This is a genomic window from Paenibacillus kyungheensis, from assembly GCF_028606985.1.
Taxonomy (GTDB): domain Bacteria; phylum Bacillota; class Bacilli; order Paenibacillales; family Paenibacillaceae; genus Saccharibacillus; species Saccharibacillus kyungheensis.
This window is the reverse complement of record NZ_CP117416.1, coordinates 933,094-957,148: the sequence shown is the minus strand read 5'-3', so window position 1 is coordinate 957,148 and position 24,055 is coordinate 933,094. Positions and strand designations below refer to the sequence as shown.

Annotated in this window: 19 protein-coding genes; 1 reads left to right on the top strand and 18 read right to left on the bottom strand. The window is 40.2% G+C overall.

The genetic code is table 11. The annotated features are described in order from the left end of the window. Positions 1–116 precede the first annotated feature (116 nt). The 6 genes from PQ456_RS04265 to PQ456_RS04240 form a co-directional block, all read right to left on the bottom strand. Positions 117–1,799: an alpha-keto acid decarboxylase family protein gene (locus PQ456_RS04265; RefSeq protein WP_273615015.1), complete on the bottom strand. Its 1,683-nt coding sequence runs from the start codon at positions 1,797–1,799 to the stop codon at positions 117–119. A 222-nt stretch (positions 1,800–2,021) separates the two neighbouring features. After that, positions 2,022–2,348 carry a nitrite reductase small subunit NirD gene (gene nirD / locus PQ456_RS04260; protein WP_273615014.1) on the bottom strand — a complete coding sequence of 109 codons (327 nt, stop codon included), beginning with the start codon at positions 2,346–2,348 and terminating at the stop codon, positions 2,022–2,024. Between the two features lie 15 nt (positions 2,349–2,363). After that, on the bottom strand, positions 2,364–4,784 hold the full coding sequence (gene nirB, locus PQ456_RS04255) for a nitrite reductase large subunit NirB (protein ID WP_273615013.1): 2,421 nt from the start codon (positions 4,782–4,784) through the stop codon (positions 2,364–2,366). 224 nt (positions 4,785–5,008) lie between these two features. Continuing rightward, positions 5,009–6,640: an ABC transporter substrate-binding protein gene (locus PQ456_RS04250; RefSeq protein ID WP_273615012.1), complete on the bottom strand. Its 1,632-nt coding sequence runs from the start codon at positions 6,638–6,640 to the stop codon at positions 5,009–5,011. A 27-nt stretch (positions 6,641–6,667) separates the two neighbouring features. Continuing rightward, positions 6,668–7,582 carry an oligopeptide ABC transporter permease gene (opp4C, locus tag PQ456_RS04245; protein WP_273615011.1) on the bottom strand — a complete coding sequence of 305 codons (915 nt, stop codon included), beginning with the start codon at positions 7,580–7,582 and terminating at the stop codon, positions 6,668–6,670. Positions 7,583–7,642: 60 nt separating this feature from the next. Then, entirely contained in the window at positions 7,643–8,590 is a 948-nt protein-coding gene (locus tag PQ456_RS04240) for an ABC transporter permease (protein ID WP_273615010.1), read from the bottom strand. Positions 8,591–8,955: 365 nt separating this feature from the next. Here PQ456_RS04240 and PQ456_RS04235 point away from each other — a divergent pair, with 365 nt between their 5' ends. Next, positions 8,956–9,990 (top strand): cupin domain-containing protein, encoded by a 1,035-nt coding sequence (locus PQ456_RS04235; RefSeq protein ID WP_273615009.1) that lies wholly within the window; start codon positions 8,956–8,958, stop codon positions 9,988–9,990. A 353-nt stretch (positions 9,991–10,343) separates the two neighbouring features. On the opposite strand, the gene PQ456_RS04230 is transcribed toward PQ456_RS04235, so the two are convergent. The 12 genes from PQ456_RS04230 to PQ456_RS04175 all read right to left on the bottom strand — a co-directional run bounded on the left by PQ456_RS04230 (position 10,344) and on the right by PQ456_RS04175 (position 23,984). Further along, positions 10,344–10,817, bottom strand: a complete 474-nt coding sequence (locus PQ456_RS04230) for a 2-thiouracil desulfurase family protein (protein ID WP_273615008.1) — start codon at positions 10,815–10,817, stop codon at positions 10,344–10,346. Between the two features lie 39 nt (positions 10,818–10,856). Beyond that, positions 10,857–11,489, bottom strand: a complete 633-nt coding sequence (locus PQ456_RS04225; RefSeq protein ID WP_273616235.1) for an SLOG family protein — start codon at positions 11,487–11,489, stop codon at positions 10,857–10,859. 326 nt (positions 11,490–11,815) lie between these two features. Next, a complete protein-coding gene (locus tag PQ456_RS04220; protein ID WP_273615007.1) occupies positions 11,816–12,031 on the bottom strand; it encodes a hypothetical protein in 216 nt (71 codons plus the stop codon). 84 nt (positions 12,032–12,115) lie between these two features. Beyond that, positions 12,116–12,661 carry a histidine phosphatase family protein gene (locus PQ456_RS04215; protein ID WP_273615006.1) on the bottom strand — a complete coding sequence of 182 codons (546 nt, stop codon included), beginning with the start codon at positions 12,659–12,661 and terminating at the stop codon, positions 12,116–12,118. Positions 12,662–12,740: 79 nt separating this feature from the next. Continuing rightward, entirely contained in the window at positions 12,741–13,964 is a 1,224-nt protein-coding gene (locus PQ456_RS04210) for a VWA domain-containing protein (RefSeq protein ID WP_273615005.1), read from the bottom strand. A gap of 2 nt (positions 13,965–13,966) precedes the next feature. Next, positions 13,967–16,327, bottom strand: coding sequence for a DUF5682 family protein (locus PQ456_RS04205; RefSeq protein WP_273615004.1), 2,361 nt, complete (start codon positions 16,325–16,327; stop codon positions 13,967–13,969). Further along, positions 16,324–17,424, bottom strand: coding sequence for an AAA family ATPase (locus PQ456_RS04200; RefSeq protein WP_273615003.1), 1,101 nt, complete (start codon positions 17,422–17,424; stop codon positions 16,324–16,326). The genes PQ456_RS04205 and PQ456_RS04200 overlap by 4 nt, the downstream gene beginning before the upstream one ends. Next, a complete protein-coding gene (locus tag PQ456_RS04195; protein ID WP_273615002.1) occupies positions 17,424–19,328 on the bottom strand; it encodes a HEAT repeat domain-containing protein in 1,905 nt (634 codons plus the stop codon). The genes PQ456_RS04200 and PQ456_RS04195 overlap by 1 nt, the downstream gene beginning before the upstream one ends. 192 nt (positions 19,329–19,520) lie before the next feature. Next, positions 19,521–20,975 carry an SWIM zinc finger family protein gene (locus tag PQ456_RS04190; RefSeq protein ID WP_273615001.1) on the bottom strand — a complete coding sequence of 485 codons (1,455 nt, stop codon included), beginning with the start codon at positions 20,973–20,975 and terminating at the stop codon, positions 19,521–19,523. Positions 20,976–21,117: 142 nt separating this feature from the next. After that, positions 21,118–21,873 (bottom strand): SMI1/KNR4 family protein, encoded by a 756-nt coding sequence (locus PQ456_RS04185; RefSeq protein WP_273615000.1) that lies wholly within the window; start codon positions 21,871–21,873, stop codon positions 21,118–21,120. Positions 21,874–22,056: 183 nt separating this feature from the next. After that, a complete protein-coding gene (aroD, locus tag PQ456_RS04180) occupies positions 22,057–22,836 on the bottom strand; it encodes a type I 3-dehydroquinate dehydratase (RefSeq protein ID WP_273614999.1) in 780 nt (259 codons plus the stop codon). A 131-nt stretch (positions 22,837–22,967) separates the two neighbouring features. Continuing rightward, complete coding sequence (locus tag PQ456_RS04175; RefSeq protein WP_273614998.1) at positions 22,968–23,984, bottom strand: potassium channel family protein; 1,017 nt, start codon at positions 23,982–23,984, stop codon at positions 22,968–22,970. Positions 23,985–24,055: the final 71 nt, after the last annotated feature.

Here is a 24,055-nt window from a genome sequence, read left to right as displayed (position 1 = left end):
TCTCCCATTCTGCTTTATTTAAACAAAAAAACATCCTCTCTATATATAGAGAAGATGTTGGCATCGCTGTATTGAACATATTTTATCGCTAGAGATATTTATTGTGACTCTAGATATTATTGTTGCTGTTCTTGTTTTTGTAAAAATTCGCGCGTTTTGCGTAGATATTTCGGTGCATCCATTGGATCTTCAATCATCATTTCAATCAAGCATAACTTCTGATTCTGTTGTTGTTCTGCTTCTTGAATCGCTTGATCTAGTTGTTGATTGGTATGCACTTGCATTGTATACGCATCTCCACCGAACGCTTCGATCAATTTGGTATAGTGCCATCTAGGAATATCATTGTATACTTGCTTATCAATATCTACTTTGACATTCAAATACTTTTCAATCGTATAACCTTTATTATTGAGGACGAAAATAATCGGTTTGCATCCTTGTTCTAACATTGAACTGATCTCTTGAACCGTTAATTGTAATGAACCATCTCCTGTAAATAACAACACCCGACGCTGAGGAGCCGCTATACATGCGCCAAATGCCGCTGGAGTAGCATAACCGATACTTTGCCAGCCTGCTTGCCCGATATACGTTGCTCCTTCTGGCAATTGAAGCTGAGAAATCCCATACGTAAATGTACCTGTCTCTGCAATTACGATATCATTTGCCGCTAATAACTGTTGAAAACGCGGGTAGTAATTGCCTGCTTGTAACGGTTGGTCTTTGTCCGCAGATAATAACTGTTCTGTATCATATGGAAATTCTGTAACATTAATCTCTGCCTGACTTCTCCAATCCAGTTGAGCAAGCGCTTCTAACATATCTTTTGCAACAATATTAGGATACACAGACTCGCCAATTTTGACTTGATCCGGTTGAATATTAATGACTTTTTGGAAATCCAATTCAGCTGTAAAATTGGCTGTATTGAGGTCTGACCAGATTAAGCCTGCCGCAATTACAAAATCTGCATTTTCTATCGTACTACGTACTTCTTCACTACCGAATGTGCCTCCATACATACCGATATAATGCGGATGCCGTTCATCGAATCCACTTTTCCCCATCATCATCGAAGCCGCAGGTATATTCAGATTCTCTGCTACTTGTTGTACCGATAATTGCAACTGGTAACGAAGAACAGGGCTATCAGATAATAAAACACCATTGTTAGAGGATTGGATTAACTGCTCTGCATGCTTTATGGCTGCTTGAAGTGAATTGGAATGAGTCGATGTTTGAAAAGAAGGCTCAATATGCGTTGTAATCGGTTCTAACACATGATCCAAAGCAACTACTAGATAGACCGGCTTCTTGGTTGTTTTCGCAGTATGAATAGCTTGAGGTATCTCGATCATTGCATTCTCTGGTGTGATCACTGCATTATACGCTGTAATCGGCTCATACGCTTGACGGAACACATCGTAATTGCCATCCAGTAAGCTATGATGCATCAATTGATGATCTTGTTGTGCTTGAGATTTGGGAGCACCTACAATATGAATAATCGGTACACTTTCGCTGTAAGCACCAGCAATAGCATTACATGCGCTCATTTCTCCGACACCAAATGTAGTAATCAGTGCAGAAAGACCTTTGATTCTAGCGTAACTATCTGCGGCATATCCAGCATTTAGCTCATTGCGTCCGGTGATAAATTCAAGCCCTTCATATTCTTCTAACGTATCTAACAAAGTAAAATTATAGTCACCAGGGATACCGAACACTTCGGTTAATCCTTCGCGCTTGAGACAATCTAACATATATTGACCTAACGTAATATTGGTTACTGACATTATATTTTCCTCCTGTGTATTGCTATTGATTACGCATAATTTACCGTTGTACTTTGGTCATATTCTAAGTCTTGCTCTAAAGACATTACCCTATTCTGAAAAAATGACTTCCATTTTCTGATAATTTCTTTGGATAGTTCTCTTTTTCCCTATAATAAGACACCAAAAAGAAGCCTCTATATGCTAGAGGCTTCTTTTGTTACTCATATGCTGATGACCGAATTAATAGGAGTACTGCACCCATACTTTGCCTGCTTCTACTTTGGTAGGAAATACTGTTACCTGTCCTTCGTCCGGTGCTTGTACACTTCCTGTTCGTAGATCAATTTGCCAATCATACAGCGGATCATACAAGATATGCCCGGATACGATTCCTTCTGCAATCGGCCCACCTTTGGGATGAGGACTTTTATTTTCAAGGGCAAATACTTCTTCATTCGAGGTACGGAAAATTGCTAGCTCTACCTGTTGCAATTGTACAACTCGTCCGATCTGTGGCAAAAATTGATCGATTGATCCGATTGGATAAAATGTGTGCGTGTTATTCATTATACTTTTTCTCCTTTAGACTTCCATTTTATGAAAAAGAGCTTCACGAGTAGCAGTATCGTTAATCACTTTTTGCCACGGATCTTCCACCTGAGCAAGCGCAAGATTCACACGTTCGATTAATTGCTGACGATTCTCTACATTGTTCACTACAGCTTCATAGATAGCGGGTAAGCCGATACGCTCTACCCATTCAGATGTTCTTTCTAAATATTTACCTGTTTCGCGGTAATACTGAATAATCGCTCCGCATAGATCGATCAATTCTTGATCGGTTTTGACTTTGCATAACGAATCTGCCAGACGAGCTTTGATTCCTCCATTACCCCCAATAAAGATTTCCCAACCCCCATCATTGCCGACAATACCGATATCTTTGGTACACGATTCTGCACAGTTACGAGGACAACCGTTAACTGCCATTTTGAATTTGGCAGGGAAATCCAAGCGTTCAAAACGACGTTCTAGATCTGCTCCCATGCCCATCGAATCCTGTGTACCAAAGCGGCAATATTGAGCGCCTACACATGTTTTGACTGTTCGTAATGATTTGGCATACGCGTAACCAGAAGGCATATCTAATTCTTCCCACACTTTTGGCAAATCTTCTTTGACTACACCGATTAAGTCGATCCGTTGTCCACCGGTCATTTTCACTGCTTGTACATTGTATTTGACCGATACATCTGCGATGCGTTTTAACTCTTCCGGTATGGTTACTCCGCCATACATACGAGGAACCACTGTATACGTACCGTCTTTTTGAATATTAGCGTTCATCCGTTCATTGACAAAACGGGACGATTTCTCATCTTGATATTGTTCTGGATCAAGCATACCTAGATAGTAATTGATCGCAGGACGACATTTTGAACAGCCTTCCGGTTGCTTCCACTCCAGTACATTCATGACTTCTTTGATCGTTTTGAGCCCTTTTGCTTGGATACCTGCTACGACTTCATCACGACTAAGCGGTGTACAGCTACACATTCCTTGACTGGCTCCAATAGTGGCTCCATCACCTAATACATACTGTAGAATCTGTTCTACAACCGGCTTACAACCGCCACATGAACGACTAGCTCCTGTACATGCTTTGATCTCATCGACAGTAGTTAATCCTTTTTCTTGAATAGCACTTACAATATCAAGCTTGGTTACACCGTTACAACCACAGACAATTTCGCTATCTGCCATCGTATCGACAGACGATTTCTTTTTGCTATGATCGCATCCGCCTGTACCCATCAATTCTGCATATAATTCATCGGTCATCGGTGCGCTATCACGAATTAATTTTTGCAATGGAGCTGCATCTGTAATATCGCCGAATAGAACAGCACCGACAATTGTCTGGTCTTCTAAAATGATTTTTTTATACGTACGTTTCCAATCATCACGTGCTGTAATCACTGATTGGTGTTCATTTTCAATAAATACGCCTGCGGAAAATACATCAACACCTGAAATTTTAAGCTTGGTTGATACGACAGAACCTTCATACGGCCGGGTATCGATACCACATAAATGTTTCGCCAAAATCATACCTTGTTCAAATAAAGGAGCAACTAATCCATAACAGTTTTCTCTATGTTGTACACATTCACCGACCGCATAAATATGATCTACCGATGTCTGCAAATAGTCATTAACGATAATGCCCCGACCTGTCTTAATATCACTTTGTGTAGCTACAGCAATATTAGGCTTGATTCCGGCTGCCATCACTACGAATTGAGCAGGCAATGTTGTGCCATCTTTGAACAATAATTGTTCTACTCGCTCTCCACCTAGCAACTCTACAGTCTGGGTACCCATCAGGAATTTGATTCCTTGACGTTCTAATTCTTTGCGTAACATCGATGCGGCTACAGAATCGAGTTGACGTTCCATCAGATCATCCATCAAATGAACAACAGTAACATCCATTCCTAGACTAACTAATCCTTTAGCTGCTTCTAAGCCTAACAATCCTCCACCAATCACTGCGGCTTGCGGGTAATGTGCCGCGGCATCGATCATTTGATGACAATCCGCAATATCACGGAAACCGACAACCCCTTGCTTATCATGACCCGGTATAGGCAAAATAAACGATTGTGATCCTGTCGCGATAATCACTTTGTCATAAGGAACCATCATCCCATTATCCGTGTGGATCATTTGTTGCTCAGCATCGATACGAGTGACTGTTGTACCTGTATGCAATGTGATTTGATTTTGCTCATACCATTCATGACTATTCAAAATAATATCGTCAATCGTCTGCGTGCCTTCCAGTACATAAGACAACATAATCCGATTGTAGTTTGGATGTGGCTCGCTACCGAATACCGTAATATCGTATTGCCCGCCTAATTTGATAATTTGTTCTAACGTGGCAACCCCTGCCATCCCGTTACCGATTAGAATCAGTCGTTCTCTTGTTGCTGTCATATCAAAATCCCCCTTTTTTGAATACGTACCTGTATGTGGTTTATGCCATGAGTATGTTATATATAAAACAATCTTTAATATCTAAAATTTATTGATTATATTCAGTATATTGATCTTATCGAATACATGTAGTGATCCAAATCACTACATTGTAACTTTGTAAAAATCAACATAAAGCACAAAAAGAGCTACTGATCAAAATCAGTAGCTCTTTCTAATTTATTTTATTGGCTATCCCATTCATTTACGTGATTAAACATTCCTATATTCAGTGGCTGTCCCACTTTTACTTTTTTCGATACAGCTTGTAGACGTTTCTCCGAATATACCCCAAGGGAAGGAACATCTTCATGTAGAATTTCTTGCACTTGATGGTAAATGATTTTGCGCTTGGCAGGGTCTGATTCTGCACGACCGTCTTTTAATAATTGATCTAACTTCGGATTTCTATACCCAACAATATTATTGGCATTATCGGATTCAAACATATTAAAATAACGGCTTGGGTCTACGTAATAATCGCGTGTAAAGATAGTTATATCATAATCTTTGCTGTCTGTTTTTTGCATCAATGTTGGAAAATCGAACTTTTGAATATCTACTTTGATGCCTACAGCTTCCAAATTTTGCTCCAAAATATCGGCTGCTTGCTCACGTACTTTATTACCAACAGGCACAAGGAAACGAAGCGTCTGATTAGCATCCCATCCTGCTTCTTGTAACAAGGCTTGTGCTTTGGCAGGGTCATAGGTGTATTTAGGAATATCGGTAGCCGCATATTGATTACTACTTGGAATCGAACCATCGATTAATTCTGCTTGTCCTTTAAGCAACTGTGTAACAATTTGTTGCCGATTCAGCGCATAGGCTATCGCTTGACGAACTTTAGGATTCTGAATTGTCTCGGTATTGAAAAAGATTTCTACCGGCTCTGTCGTCTGACTGGACGTTAGATTGATATCCGGTAAGCTTTTGACTTTATCATATTCAGTGATTGGAATCAGTCCTACAGGTAGCGAGTTCATCTGAATCTCACCTGTCTGCAACTGAGCAACCAAATTAGTAGCAGGTAATACTTTTACAAAAATCTGATCTAGCTTAGGAACTGAACGATAGTATTGATCATTTTTGACCACTTGAAAATATTGATCTTTGAGGAATTTGGCAAATTTGAAAGGACCTATAGTTACTTCTGGTTTTTGAAAATATTCATTCGTAGCTAGCTGATCAGGCGCTACATCTTTGAGAATATGTTCAGGTAAAAAGTAAATTTTGGAAGCAAAACTTTCATTAAAGATATCAGGATCAATCGGTGCTTTGGTTTTAATTTTGAAGGTATGATCATCGACAATCGTTAAGCCTGTGATCTTGTTCTGACCTTCTTTTAATTTACCCGTATCATCTAAGCCTTCGATAAAAAAGAGACGTAGTGTCGTTTCGACTTGCGGATTAAGCGCTGTTAATAAGGTGAACTCTACATCTTTGGTCGTAAAAGGTTGTCCATCGCTCCATTTTGCATCTTTATTCAAATGAACGGTATAATTTTGATGATCCGTTGTATCGATTGAATCTGCTAATTTGGGGGTGAATTTTAATTGATCATCTACGTCTAATAAAGAATCATTGATCAAATGCTGAATTGTCGTTGAAGCTGAATCCCCCTGATCGTTGATCTGGTTAAGCGTTACAGGTGAATTGACGATACCAATAGTGACTGTTTTACCGCCCTCTGAAGCGGCTGTAGCTCCTTGGGTAGAAGCGATTTGGGTGCTGTTATTTGTTGCTCCACATGCAGATAGCACCAATAGTACAGCAACGATCATTGTAGCTAATGTAGCGCGGTATCTCATTTTCATAACCTATCCTCCTTGTTAGACTGTATATTATTTAGGATCAAAAGCATCGCGTAATCCATCACCAACAAAGTTAATCGCCAATACAGTAATCAATAACATGATGCCTGCGGGCAACCATAACCACGGTTGATCAGTCAGCAAGCTGAATGACTGTGCATCGGTTAACATATTGCCCCAACTAGGAATTGGCGGCTGAATTCCCATACCTAGAAAGCTAAGTCCTGCCTCACTCAAAATAGCTCCAGCTACACCAAATGTGGCATTTACAATAATAGGTCCCAATGTATTGGGTAAAATTTGCCGAAACAAAATACGTGTTTTGCCCATCCCCATTACGATACTTGCTTGTATATAATCCAGATGCCGAATAGTCATTACACTGCCTCTAACCAATCTTGCAACAGTAGGCCATGAGAACAAGGAGATTACTAATACAATGGTTCCTAATCCTGAACCGAGTACACTTACAACGACCAGAATAATAATTAGATAGGGAAAAGACATGACGACATCTGTTACCCGCATCACAATCATATCGATCCAACCCCCAAAATAACCTGCGACTAAGCCTATCACTGTTCCAATCGTCACATAGATAGCCACAGCTCCAAACCCAACAATCATTGATATGCGAGTAGCATAAATTAAGCGGCTGAGCACATCTCTTCCAACCTGATCTGTGCCTAACCAGTGGTTAGCTGAAGGGGGAGCAGAGAATTGATCCATGACCAGACTGGGATTATAAGGAGCTATCCACGGAGCGATGATACTGATGATGATTAATAGCAACGTAACCAGTAGACCTAACAACGCTAATTTGTGTTGAGCAAATCGATACCAAATCTGTACACTATACCTTTCATTTCCTGGTTGCATCGACTCTTTCCAATAGGCTTTGAAGCGATCTCCTTCTGCCTTTAGCCCTTTTTGCCAGAGAAACAATAGTTCTCCTCCTTCCTATACCTGTGTTCTATCTTGCCCATGTTATATGTTCTCTATACGTTATTCATACTGCACACGAGGATCGACCCAACGATATAACAAATCAGTAAATAGATTCACGATCAATACAATCAATGCAGCGACCAAATTCAAGCCCATAATGACAGGATAGTCGCGTGATAAAACCGACTGGATCGTTAACTGTCCAATCCCCGGCCACTGAAAAACTTGCTCTACAATTACACTGCCTCCCAATAACAATGGAACTTCCATACCAAAAACCGTAATGATCGGGATCAGTGCATTACGAAGCGCATGACGATAGATCACAATATAACCGGATAACCCTTTTGCTCGTGCAGTCTGCAAATAATCTTGTTTGAGCACATCTAACATACTGGCACGAACATATCGTACTTTTTTGCCTATAATCGCTACGGATAACACAGTTACAGGCAGAATCATATGTATGACTCTTTGTGTCAAATCTCCTCCTTCTAATGGTTCAATCCCTCCTGTAGGTAGCCATTGTAACTTCAAAGCAAACCAATAAATAAGCGCTAATCCTAAAAAAAATTGCGGTAATGATGTGCCTACAAAAGCCAAACCTGTAATGATGTAATCCCAACGACTATTGCGCTTCACGGCGCTAAAAATGCCGATTGGAATCGAAATCATAATACTCACAATCAAAGAAACAAAAGTAAGTAACAATGTAGGGCCAATACGCTCGCTAATCAATTGAGATACAGGTGCAAATGAACTATATGAATATCCCATATTGCCTTGCAGAAGGCTCACCAGCCATATCCAATATTGAATATAAAAAGGTTGATCTAATCCTAATCGCTCTTTTTTCGCATCAATCATCGCCTGACTGGTATTCGGATCAAGTAACAACTCTGCTGGATTACCTGGTGCAAGATTGATAATAATAAAATTCAAAATTGTAATGCCCAGCAGTACAGGAATCGCAATACCGAGTCTACGAATCACGTAATACAGCATGTCTTCCTTCCTTTCTATTAGGGCTCTATCCAGGACGTATAATGACTATTATTTTTTAATACCAATAAATCTGATTAGTTAAGTCAGAATTAAGCTGTTGCCAAATCATACCTTGTTAACTATGATCTATCAACTGTTTTACTTATAGATATTTTCAATCGGAATATAGAAGAGTTCGAACAGTAGTTCATTTGCCTAACATATCATCTTTTTATCAAATTGGTCATTAGAATAGGTTGGTTTGGAGAGGAAATCGTCTATTTGGAGCTAGAGATGGGCTTATAGTTCCATGGGCAAAAAAGAGTGGCTATGACAAAATACAAATTAACTTAGCAAATGAATCATATAAGCAATGGAGGGTTATTATGACAAAAACATTCAAATACAGGCTTGAACAACAAACAGCTTATAAACATAGCGGTGGTACAATGCGCGAAGTCTCGGTGAACGACTTTCCTGTATCGACAGCAATGACAGGTGTATCGTTGCGACTAGCTCCAGGCACGTTGAGAGAATTACACTGGCATACCAATGCTTCGGAATGGGGATATGTAGTCAGCGGAAGTTGTCGCACAACAGTTTTGCATCCTGATGGTACAACGTACATAGATAACTTTAACAGTGGAGATGTATGGTATTTTCCCAAAGGATATGGGCATTCGATTCAAGGGATTGGAACAGACGAATGTCATATTATTCAGATTATGAACAATGGTACGTTTACCGAAAAACATACCTTTAGTATTACAGACTTTATTGCGCAGACTCCTATCGAGTTGGTTGCTCAAAATTTGGGCATTTCGATTGCAGAAGCACAGCAATTACCGACACAAGAGTCTTATTTCGCCTCTGGACCTGTACCGGATGATTCGACTCTAGATGCTACAGCACGTAGTACGACAGGGCTTACCAGTATGCATCGCTATCCACTTATGGCTCAAGATCCTAAGCGTGTTCCCGGTGGAGGTACAGAACGGGTAGCTTCGGCACGTCTATTCCCTATTTCTACAAATATGACAGGGGCTATTATCGAGATTCAACCGGGCGCTTTACGAGAAATGCACTGGCATCCCAATACCGATGAATGGCAATATTATATAAGTGGCACAGCACGAATGGCTGTTTTTCTAGGAAAAGGAGAACTGATCGAAGATCAATTTGAAGCAGGCGATGTAGGTTATGTACCTGAAGGTGCAGGGCACTATATTTACAATAATGGAACAGAAGTCTGCCGAATCTTAGTCGGATTCAACAATGGACAACACGAGACGATAGATCTGACCAAATGGATCTCTAGTACACCGGATGATGTGCTAGCAACGAATCTGGAAATCAATCGTGAACAAGTAAGCCAATTGCCGCAACGCCACTGGTTTATCGCTCCTGCTCCTTTACAGTAATCGATCATTATCGCTTTCTACCTCTACAACTGACGCTTTTCTACCATATAGATCCTTACATGTGGATATTTATGCGGTTTATAGAAATAAGCTAATCGATACCATGTATTGAGATTTACTTATGGATATCTATTGAAAATGAATATCTAGCTAATCATCAATTTCATTTGTTCAAAAGCGACTGCACGTATCCTATTTTGATAAAAAAGATCATGTGAATACACCCTAACCTACATGAAGAGATCCACTAATGGTATCTAGCGTAGAGTGTATAACATGATCTTTTTTTATATTACAAGATAGGGTTGTTCATCATATCTGTGTTGATCTAATCTTGTTTTACTGAAGCAAGACTACAGTAGCTTATTTTCCTCTAACAAAAAACCACAGGTATGCTCATCGACTACTTGAATATTATTTTGCCGAAAAAGAACTGCGGTTAGACCGGAACCAATGATTTTATTACCGCTAAATGTACCATCATAGACCATCTGACTTCCGCACGAAGGACTATTGGCTTTTAGCACTGCAACAGTAATTTTCGCTTGTTGCGCCTGTTCCAATGCTCTTTTGGCTCCTGCTTGAAACGATTCAGTTACATCTTTGCCTGAAATCGTGATCACTTTCGCATTGCCTAACCACACATCTTCGGCTGTTCCCCCTACAATCTCTGCTGGTTCGCGTGGTGTAGTCAGACCACCTAACACTTCAGGGCAAAAAGCTACTGCTTTGCCTTGCTGAATCAGTTGATCTAACGGTTGTACGAGGTTGCTTCTTCCATCATATCTACAGGCAATACCGGTCAGACACGCGCTGATACCAATCATGCTTCACTCCTCCTTTTTACCTACTTTTTTCCGAATCGGTCAAATCTCTTCAAAAGGATCAATATTCGGATTGGTTGCATCGATCATATCAGTCGGCGATTCTGTAAACGATTCTTCTAATTGCTGATCGAGTTGCTGTTCATCTGCGATACTTTGAATATCTTCCGAACTGATACTGATATATACATATCCATCAGACTGCTGTTTTTTTAACGCTTTTTCTTTAAAAAATCGAGGGCTACCCTCGCCTCCATCTTCATCATAAACTAACAAAATACCGTCTGTTTTGCGAAATAACAAATCATCCCGAGCAGTAAATTGCCAAATCCCTTGATAGGGCTGCTTGCTCACCAGACCATAATAGTCGACCCCTTTACAAATCTCTTCATAATAGGTCTTTTTATCTTCACTCCACTTTTCTTCTGGATTGGCAAATGCTGAAATAATCGATAATCGTAATTGAGGATATTGTTCTTTGAGTGCAATCACCACTTCACATGCCCACAAATCTACACCGTACTGCCCCGGCGTAATCACCCATTCCAATCCTTCTTCGATCAATGGAATTAATTTGCTACGCAATGCTTGCTGAATAAAAGGAATACCTTCATGCTTTTGTCCAAAAATATTCAGCTCATGCGCACGATAACCGGTTACCAGTAAATTCTTCATGCCTTGCTGTCCTCCGCTTCTGTTCATGCTCTTCTTCCATCATAACATGAAGCGAAATAAAGCAAAAACCGATCCCTTTTAAATAGAAGAATCAGTAGTTTGTAGCGATCACTAGAAGCATTAACTGGCTGTAGTAACAATACGATTCGTATCACACTATTTCCAATGATGCGGATAACTACCTTACATATAAAACAGATATACAAAATAGATAAAAAAAATAAACCTACTCAGTATCGACTGAATAGGTTTACTTCAAGAGATAAGATTGTTTTGGTTATACAGCTTTGGTAATTGCATCGGGTAGCACTGGTATAAATGTGTGCTTAGGTTCCCATTTTCTTACGTTGGTTATTTACTTTTTTGGTCATCTGGCTTTTCATCTTTTTACCGCCGCCGTCAAATCCATTATTAGAACCTTTACCTGGTTGGTTGGCTTGCTTTTTCATCGCCAACAAACGTTTTGCTGCTTCAGCCTGGCTGACTTTTTGTGCTTGCTTGGATTCTTCTGTTACTTCATTGTGTTCTTGTTCTGTACTCATTGTGTTCACCTCAGTCTCATCATAGCATAAGGGATGGTTCAACTCCACGAATACTTTATCTTTTGGTGCTGTCGAACTCTTCATTTATTGCCAGATCCGCTGCATACGAATCAACTGATATTTATCATCAAATACCAATTGATACACATCAGGATTAGACAAAGCTTGCCAGTGTTCGAATTGAATCTGCTCGTCATAATATTTAAGCAATAGGGAGATCAAATTACCATGCGAGACCACTGCAATCTGCTTCGCATCAGTACGTATCGCTTTATCAAGTACAGCTATCCCTCGATCCATCGCTTGCCGGCTCGATTCCCCACCGGTATAACACAGATCCAGATCATCAAATGTTAATCTGAGCTTTTCTAACCAATCGGGTAGATTTTCTTGAGACAATACTCGTTCTTGTAGATCAATATCTGTATGAATTGATAATGATCTTCTACTAGCAAGCGGTTCGATCGTGCGATAAGCTCGTTCATAAGGGCTAGATACAATATAATCGATCGAAAAATCATTTAAAAAATCAGCTAAATACATCGACTGTTCTTGTCCGAGCGTAGTTAACTGTGCATCAGGTGCTTGCCCTTCTGCCTGACAATGACGAATAAGAAAAATAGACTTCATTGATCACAACTCCCTGATTTTGCTTAATCTTTGCTCTATACCAGTTGTAAATATATATGCATCAAAATCAAGCTGTATATTAGTCGATAGCAATCCCCAAACGTTTCACTAGATCACTCAAATCTTGACCTTTAAGAGCACCTTCAACCAGTGCAGGGAGTAGTGCTGGTGTGCAAGCAAAGCTCGGCGTACCATCACGGGTAAATTTTTGTGCTAATTGCTTATCATAAAAAGGCTTACCTTCATCTGATAAAGCTAATAGACATAATGTTTTGACACCTGCTTCTTTCAGTTCACGCATACGGCGAATTAGGCGTGCCTGACTACCACCTTCATATAGATCAGAGATCAAAATAAACAATGTCTTTTTGGGTTCTTCGATAAATTGTTCACAATAAGCAACAGACTTATCAATATTGGTTCCTCCACCTAGCTGTATCCCGAACAACATATCTACCGGATCATTGTTGCATTGTTCAGTGAGATCAACAACACTGGTGTCAAAAGCGACTACTCTTGTATCCAGAGCAGGCATACTAGCAAAAATAGAAGCGGTTACTGAAGCCCAAATAATCGAATCTGCCATAGATCCACTCTGATCAATATCAATAATCACTTTCCATTCGTGACTACGACGTGCTCGATCAAAATAATAAAACTTTTCAGGAATAATCTGACGACGCTCCTGATTATAATGCTTGAGGTTACGTTGAATCGTTCGCTTCCAATCGATTCCGCTTAATGAAGGCAAGGGAGAATGTTGCCTGCGATTTAGCGCCCCTGTTACTGCACGGCGCATATCTTGTTCCAATCGTTTGACCAAATCATCCACTACCGATTGAATAAGTAAACGTGCCGTTTCTTTGGTCTTCTCTGGAATTTTGCCTTTGAGTGCCATAAGAGTGCCGACAAGTGTAATATCAGGTTTGACCTGAGCTAACACTTCCGGTTCAAATAATAGCTGCTTCCACCCTTTACGTTCCATCGCATCATTTTGAATAATAGATACAACATCTTCTGGAAAAAAAGTACGTACATCTCCCAGCCAGCGTGTTAATGTCGGTGAAGAGGGCCCTTTGCCTGCGCCTTTGCCACCATTTCGGTTGTTACCTGACTGCGCTTCCTGACCTGAAGTATCATCATAAATGGCTGCTAATGCTTGATCCATAATCTGTTCTTCTTCTGTCAGTGTTATTCCTTCGATTTCGCTAGAAGTCTGGCGTTCTAACTGTTGCTCTGCTTCAGCTCCTAGAATCAATCGCCAACGGGACAATCTTTTCTGTTCATCATGAGTAGGAGTCATCGTCAAAAGTCCTCGAACTCAAAATCATTCAGGTCATCGATCATTTTGGCTTCTTCCTCCTTCAATTCTTCGGTCAGGATTTCAGCAGCTTGTTCGGCATTCACGCCCCATAATTCTCCTAATAACTCAGCAATCATATTTTTTTCTGACGGCGAAAAAGTACTGAAAGCACGTCTTAAAAAGACCAGTGCACGTATAAAATCATCATCTTCTAAAGATTCGATATATTGATGTAACTGTTCCCATAAGCTTGCACGCGATAATAACATATAACGATTACGACTGGATAATCCTTCAAACCAACCTGCTCCCAGATCAGCAGGAACACCAGGAGATAATCGGCGTGAGACTTCAGCAGCTAATTGGGTAGCAGATACCTGATTACGCTCAATTAATAGAGAACAAGCAAATCCAGATAATTTAGCATTCAGATCGTCTCGTTCCATCACTTCTGTCAGTTGTTGTAACCACAGCTCATAATCCAATTGCTCGATATGATCAAGTCCAATCGTATGCAATTCACTGATTGACTTCATCATTTCATGGGCTACATCATCATTACATTGACAACTACTCACCAGAAATAAAGAAGCACGCTTAAATAACTGTTCTAGCAATGGAATCAAAGGTGTAGTATCTATACGACGGATATCACCATACTGAATAATTTTGGATAAGCTTCTCGCCGCCAGCGTAATCTGTATCACATCTTGATTGTCAACAGCTAATTGTTGCAAGGTCTGACGACCATTTTCTAACTGCGAGACCATTCCACTCTCACAAGCAATTAAGATCAGGTCAGAGGCTTCGGCAATCGTAGAACAACGATCTAACTTTTGCTGTAAAACATAAGCCGCCGCAATTTCAACTGTTTCTCCAAGCAAAGTCGATTCTACTACTTGAATTTCTACTTCGGGCGACCATTGTATTACCCAGCGCTCTGCCCATGTAGCTTGATCTTGCCCAGTCTGTTGCTGATGTACAAACTGAATATTTAACAAACGCAAGCGGTGAAATAAAAAGGAACGATGCAGATCCAGAAAAGCCGCTTCTTTAGATTGAACACGTCGATTTTCACGCAAATCAAGCATCAAATCTTGAGCAATCGTTGTTTTGTATTTTGTTAACTTTAATTGATGTAACAAGCGATTAAGATCATCTTGAATCGGAGTCTGACTAACCCCTTCAGCTAATTGTCCGATCGTTGTTCCTACATTGATCTGTGCTAACGATTCGGCAATGACTGTTAGATCACCATGTCCGAGTAACGTCTGCGCTGCATCTTGCAGATCACGTAAGACTGGAATATGACCACCATGCAGAGCAGACAGAGATTGCGCCATCCGTACCGCTTCAATAACTTCCGCAGTCGAACGATGAGTACCTGATTGACGCAATAAGCGAGCTACAGAAGATAAATACAGATGAGGTAATTCTTCCAATGCTCCTCGGTTCATCTGTTGCCACATCATTTCATAATAATGAGGAGCATGGTTTCCAGCGCCATATCCAGACATGGACGACAACTTATAATAAGAATACGGCATCAACGTTAGCTTGGTGGAAGAGACCGGAAGACTCTGTAATTCTTGATCTGTCATCGTATCCGATAGATCACTTAATGCCGCTGCATGATACGCACCACAGATCACCATAATCTCGTGTGGTTGATATCCACTTTCTAGCGCTTGCTTGATCTGTCTGCGCATATACGCTTCACGAATAGCATTATAAGCATATTCATTGGTAAAAGAGTCTTTTTCTTCTGCTTCTGTTAATTGACGCATCTGCTCTGAAAACTGTAATATCGTTTGTCGATACGCATGTTCATTGAGATTATGTTCATAATTCCGTTCCCAATACATATCATAATCATCTTCACCAGCTAATTGCGCGATCCGATCATACAGCGATTCATGTACCGATTCTGGCAACACTTCTGCTTGAGGAACCGTCTGCTCTGGATCTGGTACAGGTGGAGATTCTATCTGTTGCTGTCGTTCAAGTCGACGTATATCTTGCAGAGCGATCATGACTGACGAAGGCAAATCAATAAATAACGATTGTGCTTTGTGATCTGCTGCCCATTTCATCGCCTGATATTCAGGAGAATAGGAAGCTAGTGGCCATAATGCTGTTCGTACAGGCAATTCTTCTGTAAAAGCAAGAATAGCGATCGGTGGCTTTGTTTTGCGCTGTGTAATATGCTGAATCTCTGATGTGGCATCAGAAGGCCCTTCAATCAAAACGATTTTGGGCTTGATCCGATTCAGATCGTCCAATAGATGCTTGGAGCCGCCCGGGGAAAGGTGACGCACTCCGAAAATATGCACTCCGATACCAAGCTCAAGCTGGCTACTCACTCGTTCATCTCCTTACAAGCTTGATACAGACCACGCCACTGCTCTCCCCGCTTTTTCATTACATTATCCAGATACTCTTTCCAGACAATCCGATCTTTATCGTCGTCTTTGACGATAGCACCTTGCAATCCTGCGGCTAAATCTTCATCGGTCAATTCACCGCTACCAAAGCTTGCTGCTAAAGCCATACTATTCGTTAATAATGAGATCGCTTCTGCGGTAGAAATAACCCCTGCTGGCGATTTTAATTTATCTTTGCGATCCAGTGTCATTCCACTGCGTAATTCGCGGAATATGGTTACGACTTTGAGCAACGCTTCATCTGCCGGTACAGCGGCTTGAAGATCGTAAGCAGAAGCAATTTCGCCTACACGCTTGCGTACGATATCGATCTCGGTCTCCAGACTAGATGGAGCAGGTAACACAATAATATTAAAACGTCGCTTGAGAGCGGCTGACATTTCATTGACTCCACGATCTCGTGTATTCGCTGTTGCAATAATCGAGAACCCTTTGCGAGCATTCATTTCTTTACCTAATTCGGGTACCGAGATTGTTTTTTCAGACAAAATCGATATCAATGCATCTTGCACTTCTGAAGCGCAACGCGATATTTCTTCGAATCGAGCTATACCACCAAGTTCCATCGCACGCATAATCGGACTTTGTACCAACGCTTCTGATGTCGGGCCATTAGCAAGCAACATCGCGTAGTTCCATGAATAACGTACATGTTCTTCACTGGTTCCAGCTGTTCCCTGTACAACCAGATTAGAATGACCATAGATAGCTGCCGCCAAATTTTCAGATAACCACGATTTGGCTGTTCCTGGTTCGCCGATTAACAATAGCGCACGATCAGTTACTAATGTAGCAATCGCCATTTCGACCAAGCGCCGATTACCGATATATTTAGGTGTAATTGTTACTTTGCCTGCTTTTCCACCTGTAATAAATGTCAGTACAGATTGCGGTGACATCTGCCAGCCTGCCGGAACTTTGCCGCTATCATGTTGACGTAACGCTTCTAACTCGTGCGCATACAATAATTCTGCCGACTGTCTCATCGTATCTTGTAAAGATTCAGGTGTACTCATTATTTCATCCCTTTCAATGTGTGGACTACGAACTCTAATTGTTCTGCTGCATACCCTCTAAACTTGGGAATCGTTGCTTCTCGATTTTCTGGTAACAAAGCCTCTAATCGCTCTATATCTTCAACAGGAAATTCTAAAAAAGAATGAATAATATACGGTTCAAACATATATGAATTGGAATTACGACGATCGTCGATAGCTTGCCACATCAGTTGACGTTTATCTTCTTTGGATATACCCAGACGTTCTTCAAGAGCACGTAAAATGAGAGTCGCTGTACGATTACGAAACTCTGGATTTTCCTGCAATTTTTGGCGTAAAAATTCTTCTACTCCTGCAACACCAGGGCGAGCCAGAGCGGCTACCAGTTCAACATCATCTTGCTTCATCGCAAATTCCAACCACCGCTTGTCCCATTTTTGTTCTACTTCAGCTAATGGCAAAATCTTTTGCGTATACACATGTTGTTCTTGATACCCTAATGAGACACTTTCATATGCATTTTCGAGTAACATCGGTCTCATCGTCGCTACCACTTTGCCAAGACGTTTTTTGGCTTCTTTATTAATTTTGGCTTTCATTTGAGCCACCATACCGCCAATATAATGATCGTACACTTGTTTTGGAGACAACATCTGTAGCGATAGACGGAAAGCAGATGGAACAAAATCAGCATCTTTTTCAGACACTTCATATAATAATTCCAAATCTTTGGAAGTGCCTACATGTTCGATATAACGAGCCGCATCCCATAATAGATTACGCCAATCTGTAATCTGATGAGAAGCACTCAGATTGTACAAATACGTATAATGTTGCAACATATCCTGATAGCTTTGATGAACCGTTTCATTTTGACTATGCGTCCACATTTTGCCGAATAATAGTAAGCGTTCTGCTATCTTCTCGATTGCTTTGTACTCTACAGATTCTTGATGTTCTGACTGAATAACTTGCTCTACATCGCTAGCAAAAACAGTCGCCAACTGTTCTTCCAATTCTGTGGATACCTCTTGATAACGAACAGCCTCTACAACATATTCCAAATCTTTACCTGCTGATGCTGTCAAAAGACAGGCTATCGCTTCGCTGGAGTCACTACCAGCAAGTGCATAATAAGCAGATGCACGCACTGTTTTCTTTTTCTCTTTGGTCCATGCTATACATTCCGGTACATACTGTTCATGCCCGGATAAAAAGCGAATTGCTGTTGCTCGAATATCATCCGATGCAGATCGAGATAGTTCGCCATACCAATCCAGTAGATCCAATTGGTGCTCTTGGGCAATAGTATGAATCGCTGTAAGCTTACGTACTTCTTTTTTGTCTCCTTGAGGATTGAAAATATCTCTCAAATACGGAAGAATCGCTAATCCATAAGAAGGAACTATCTTATAAGTCATCAGTTCTGCAATTTCTGAATACGCATCATATAATCCTTGTATAGCAAGTGGCATTAGTCGAATATCTTGAAATATTGCTTCTTTGAATGCATGATCAATCACTTCAAGACGTCCGCCACCTGTGGTAGACAACGCTTGTACGACAGGAGCTAACTTGCGATAAGAATAGGTTGTAGGTGAACTTAGACTTACATCTTGTGGATGATTCACTCCTAAAGGCTTCAGATCGCCTTCAACCGTTACACTTCCTTGAGTATGAAGCACAGACGATAACAACAAAGTAAGATTCTGCAAACGTTCAGCACTACTAATATCATTATTCTGATCCATTATACTTTCGATCTGATCTCCAAGACGCTTAAAAATAGGTGCTTTCTCGCCTAACTGTTGAAAGCGAGGTAACAATTTGCGTAAGCGTATATCTTCTACAGCTAATTCACTGCCTGCAATATAGAGTCGTCTCGTTTCTTGATACAATTCTTGTAATAAAGCTGTACTCATACGTATACCCTCCTAACAATCTATAGGTGCTTTTACACTTTTTGCTACATGGGATGATGAACTTTACAGTTGTTGAATCATATATTTCAGTTGCTCTACTGCCAATCAACAATAGCCAAATAGATTTCTCGATACAATTCCTCTAGTAGCGATGTACTCCATATAACTTTCTTCTAACCATCTACTGGTTTATCAATATAACAAACGCATAATTCCATTCCCATTAATAATAGAAAGTGGTTGAGCGATTAATTGACCTGTATCCATCTGATGTTCAAATACCAACAGCACCGTCACATTTTGCAACGTTTCTTGTGGTAAGTAAGGAAGTAATCCTGTGCTTGTACCAATCGGTAGCGAAATATCGGTAAGTCCTATCGTTTGTCCTTCAGCATCTTGAATCACCAATCGTTGATCGTCACTTTGATAAAATTGACTGACTTGAAGTAAAAGTGCCGGGTACGGATCAGCCAGTGGATTTTTCAATTGGTTTTTAACGACTTTGATCCCTTCTGCAAATGAACAATAAGCTTGGGTATGAATAGACTGCACATCTTGCTCGGTCACCGCTCGAGTCGTTAGACTTTCCCAACGTACACGCGGATTAAGATCCCCCGGATATACATAAAGAGGCTTCGGACAAGCAATTTCAGTAAATGTATCTTCTTCCCGAATATGCTTGGCTGCTTTGTACGGACGATATTGCAACGTTCGGCGGATCTGTTGACTGCCTAATTCTAACCAGTATCCCAGATCAACAAATTCCATTCTTCCCGGATCATCATAGCTCGTAAATGCTAATTGAATTAATTCTGCCTTCTCTGTCATACGCTGATATTGTTCCAATTCGCTAAGTTGCCATGCATGCCCTAACCATTCTTCAATCGTAGACTCCGCATCCAAAGCCAACTCTGGGTCTTCCAGCTTCGACTGTAAATGAGCCCTGCCTTTACGAATCAACGCATGAATAAGCGTTAATTGTTCTACTGCATATGTATAGTTCGCTTCAGGATTGTTTTTCGGAGATAACAGTCCCGCCAGACGACGCAATTCGACTTGCGCACCGGTGAGGTAATAGTTGCCCATTTGTTTGACATGTTCTTGAATGCGCTTAACGACTGTAGCATCGACTGTACTTAGACCGTTGCGGATCAATGATAAGGTGAACTTTTCTAAAATATCCAATCCCTCTAATTGAGTCTGGATTTTCTTTTTCAATGCATTTTTGTTGACTGTTTTCTTTTTTAGTGCCTTTTTCTGTGTAGGATCACTTTCTACAGCAGCAGCTTTTTCTTCCCGCTTTTCGATTTTGGCACGTTTATCTGCGATATCTTCCGGAATTGTAGCGGTTGTAAATGTCTGCCCTGAGACATAAGCGTACATAAGTGCCAAAGCATGTTTGCATGGAAATTGGCGACTCGGACAACTACATCTAGAAGTTGGTTCTTTGTCTGTCTGTATAAAGTCTACAGAACATGCGTAATTGCTTTTGCCACTACCTGCGCACTCTCCAAACAGTAAAGTACCATCCTCTGTTTGATGAAGTTGTACCAATTTATTTTTTTGAATTAATCCTTTAGCATTTTTAATTGCCGCCGCATTAGGTGCAAGTGCATCTACATATCCTTCTGTCAGTTCAATAGCCATATAAATCCTCCTTTAAATAGTAAAAAATATAAGATGTATACGTCTCTATAATATATTCAGTATATCCTGTTATCAGAATTATATATCTCATTATAGAACATTTGTTCCTATTTTTAAAGAGGCATCATTGCATATCGTCAAATCAATAAATCTGATATTGTAACAGGAGTTCTACCAATCGTTCCTTTGCTTCTTCCTCTGTATCATCATAGCAAAGCGCCACTTCATAACCATAAGCATAATTAAAGCGAGCATACCCTTGAATAGAGCGCCAGAATAACAAACAACTGTATGGAGATTCAATCTTCAAATCTGCTGGCAGCTGCGTATTAATCTGATCAGCAACCTGTGTTAATTGCTCTGCACTTGAACTGATCGAAAGCAAATTGTTACCTTCTTCAGACGGATGAAATGTCAGCGAGCGATGTTGTTGAGATGGAGTCCATGATTCATAATAACGATGTTGTTGCATCTTCTGAAAAGAATCCCCGTAAGACATCGTCAACCATTGATGCATCATCTCGATCCATGAAGCTTGAGAATCATACTGGCGTACTTCGATCTCAGTAGAATGTCTCGGTAACCATAATAGATCACTCACTTGAGGATGAAGAGCTAGAAAGTCTCCATCAATCGTTGTTCCAATCACGATACATTCAGCTAGCTGTTCATTCGTAATCGGGCTATGTTCATCATGTTCCCACAACTGGTATTCTACAAATTCTTGTAACTGCTGAGCGTCTGGATGTTCTATATTCAATACTCCACAATACGTACCTACTCCATATTGCTGTACAAATTCACAATAAGCTTCTGGCAATTGTATATGATGATCTTGCTGAAAACGAAGTAATGTTGCGCGTTCTACAGGTTGTACATGTTCGTTCACCAAATACATACCAATACCTACTTTCTAATCATATTATATTTTTATTGTACAGATAAATAACAGAGGAATAAACATTGGCAGCTAACTCGGAGCGAAAGATTAGATAGACATAACGAATGATCTTTTTTCCACATTCTTTTGAAATATAAAAAAAGTCCCTCTAATTATGCAGAGAGACTTCACAATATTCACTTATAAATTAGCATGTAACATATTCAAAATACTTCGTAATTCAGACACAGGTACTTGTCCGGGAGCAGACGATTTTTGGATAGCACCGAATGTAATAGCTGATCCGAATAATTCTCCTGTTAAGCGGCTAATCATGCCTTTGCCTGCCATCGACATTGTAATCATCGGGCGATCAGCATGTTGTTCTTTCATTGTATTGGTTGCATCCAGTAAAGTGATCACATCGCTACTGCTTTGAGGCATAACAGCGATTTTGGTCATATCTGCACCCAATTGTTGAGCACGACATAGACGTGAGATAATTTCTTCTTTAGGTGGTGTCTGATGGAAATCATGATTAGAAATAATCACAAATGTATCATGTTGATGGGCTGTTGCGATCAATTGTTCAATATCGGTTGCTTCATTAAACAGTTCTACATCTATCAGATCGACTTCACCTGTTGAAGCTACAGCCTGATTCAATGCTACATAATCACTACTGCTTAATTCATATTGCCCGCCTTCTTTGGCACTACGGAATGTAAAAATAAGTGGAGTCGATGGAAGAATATCACGGATACGTTCCAGTGTATGAGTGACCATATCCAGTTGTTCTACTTGCTCAAAAAAATCAACACGCCATTCGACCATATCAATATCAGCTAATTTGAGTGCATGTGCTTCTTCTACTAATTGTTCAGTGGTACTTCCTGTTAAAGACACGCAAATCTTAGGCTTTCCTTCTCCGATTGTAAGGTGTTTGACTCGTACTGGTTTGAATGTATGAGAATTAGACATTTGATTTGAACTCCTTTGCCATACAAAATAAATGAAAATGTCTTGCGATACTGTATCATAATATCTACTATAGTATAGCCCAATTTGAAGCATGCTGACACCGCAGGCTATTGTAATGTACAGGCTTTTTATTAGAATTTATTGATTAGACGAGTATGGGTATCCGGATCACAAATAACAAATAATTTGGCTTCTGCTGGAATATGTTCAGTTAATTTACGATTAATCGTCATATCGTTGCGATCACTGATCAATGTAGCTCCTTGAGACAGCAGTGCTTGAAAAGCTTCACCATACGTATGCCAGCTTGCATCTGTTGGTATATGATAAATATCTTCGCCGTACTGACGATTGAGCAATTGAGCTAATACATCGTTATTGCCTTCATTAAGTGCAGAGCGAACCGCTAGTCTTGAAATCGCATCATGAGATAATACAAATTCATTAACATGTACATGATGGAAGTTTTTGATATGATTTTCTAACATAATTTCAACAGTAGTATGTACATGAGAAGCTAATCGTTCAATACTGGAAGCGACTAATAAGGATTTGCCATCGACTAAAGAAGCATCATCAATTCGGGAATCTGCAAAAATAATCGCCGCACGCGCAGTACTGATCTCAGCTTGTTGCAATGTCTCATCTTTGGTTGGATCACCATTGACATAATGGACTTGTGGATGATCGTATGGATGCTTTTCCAATTGATCGATAATCACGATATCTATTTCTGGATTGCTGGCAAATAATTCATCGATTGCATAATGTGCTTTTTTGCTCCAATTGATAATAATGATATGATCTTGCCCTACATATTTCAATTTACCTGCTCCTCTTCTTCGGTTATATTCTCCCATCGAATCTACAATCTTACTAATGATTAAGCTCAGTAGACCAATACCGAAAATATACAAAAATACAGTGAATATTTTGCCACCTATACTTTTCATAAAATAATCGCCGTAACCCACAGTTGCCATTGTGGTCAATACCCAGTACAACGCGTTAAACCAGTGAGTAAATGTATCCGGTTCGATCATATACGCTATCGTGGCTGACAATAACACAAATAATACTGTAGTTGTCGCTAATACCGATTTGCGCATTCTTACCATTTTGCGAGAAAGACGAAGAATGATATGCATAATGCTCGGGTGTGCTCCTTTGTTAGAGTAATAGCTATTGGTGAAAAATAACTTGAATGTTAAATAATTCG

Coding starts and splice junctions, on each gene's coding strand:
- PQ456_RS04175 (WP_273614998.1), bottom strand. CDS start 23,984: ATGCATATCATTCTTCGTCTTTCTCGCAAAATGGTAAGAATGCGCAAA.
- nirD (WP_273615014.1), bottom strand. CDS start 2,348: ATGAATAACACGCACACATTTTATCCAATCGGATCAATCGATCAATTT.
- aroD (WP_273614999.1), bottom strand. CDS start 22,836: ATGTCTAATTCTCATACATTCAAACCAGTACGAGTCAAACACCTTACA.
- PQ456_RS04195 (WP_273615002.1), bottom strand. CDS start 19,328: ATGAGTACAGCTTTATTACAAGAATTGTATCAAGAAACGAGACGACTC.
- PQ456_RS04185 (WP_273615000.1), bottom strand. CDS start 21,873: ATGTATTTGGTGAACGAACATGTACAACCTGTAGAACGCGCAACATTA.
- PQ456_RS04225 (WP_273616235.1), bottom strand. CDS start 11,489: ATGAAGAATTTACTGGTAACCGGTTATCGTGCGCATGAGCTGAATATT.
- PQ456_RS04240 (WP_273615010.1), bottom strand. CDS start 8,590: ATGCTGTATTACGTGATTCGTAGACTCGGTATTGCGATTCCTGTACTG.
- PQ456_RS04235 (WP_273615009.1), top strand. CDS start 8,956: ATGACAAAAACATTCAAATACAGGCTTGAACAACAAACAGCTTATAAA.
- PQ456_RS04220 (WP_273615007.1), bottom strand. CDS start 12,031: ATGAGTACAGAACAAGAACACAATGAAGTAACAGAAGAATCCAAGCAA.
- nirB (WP_273615013.1), bottom strand. CDS start 4,784: ATGACAGCAACAAGAGAACGACTGATTCTAATCGGTAACGGGATGGCA.
- PQ456_RS04265 (WP_273615015.1), bottom strand. CDS start 1,799: ATGTCAGTAACCAATATTACGTTAGGTCAATATATGTTAGATTGTCTC.
- PQ456_RS04230 (WP_273615008.1), bottom strand. CDS start 10,817: ATGATTGGTATCAGCGCGTGTCTGACCGGTATTGCCTGTAGATATGAT.
- PQ456_RS04200 (WP_273615003.1), bottom strand. CDS start 17,424: ATGAGTACACCTGAATCTTTACAAGATACGATGAGACAGTCGGCAGAA.
- PQ456_RS04250 (WP_273615012.1), bottom strand. CDS start 6,640: ATGAAAATGAGATACCGCGCTACATTAGCTACAATGATCGTTGCTGTA.
- PQ456_RS04215 (WP_273615006.1), bottom strand. CDS start 12,661: ATGAAGTCTATTTTTCTTATTCGTCATTGTCAGGCAGAAGGGCAAGCA.
- PQ456_RS04190 (WP_273615001.1), bottom strand. CDS start 20,975: ATGGCTATTGAACTGACAGAAGGATATGTAGATGCACTTGCACCTAAT.
- PQ456_RS04210 (WP_273615005.1), bottom strand. CDS start 13,964: ATGACTCCTACTCATGATGAACAGAAAAGATTGTCCCGTTGGCGATTG.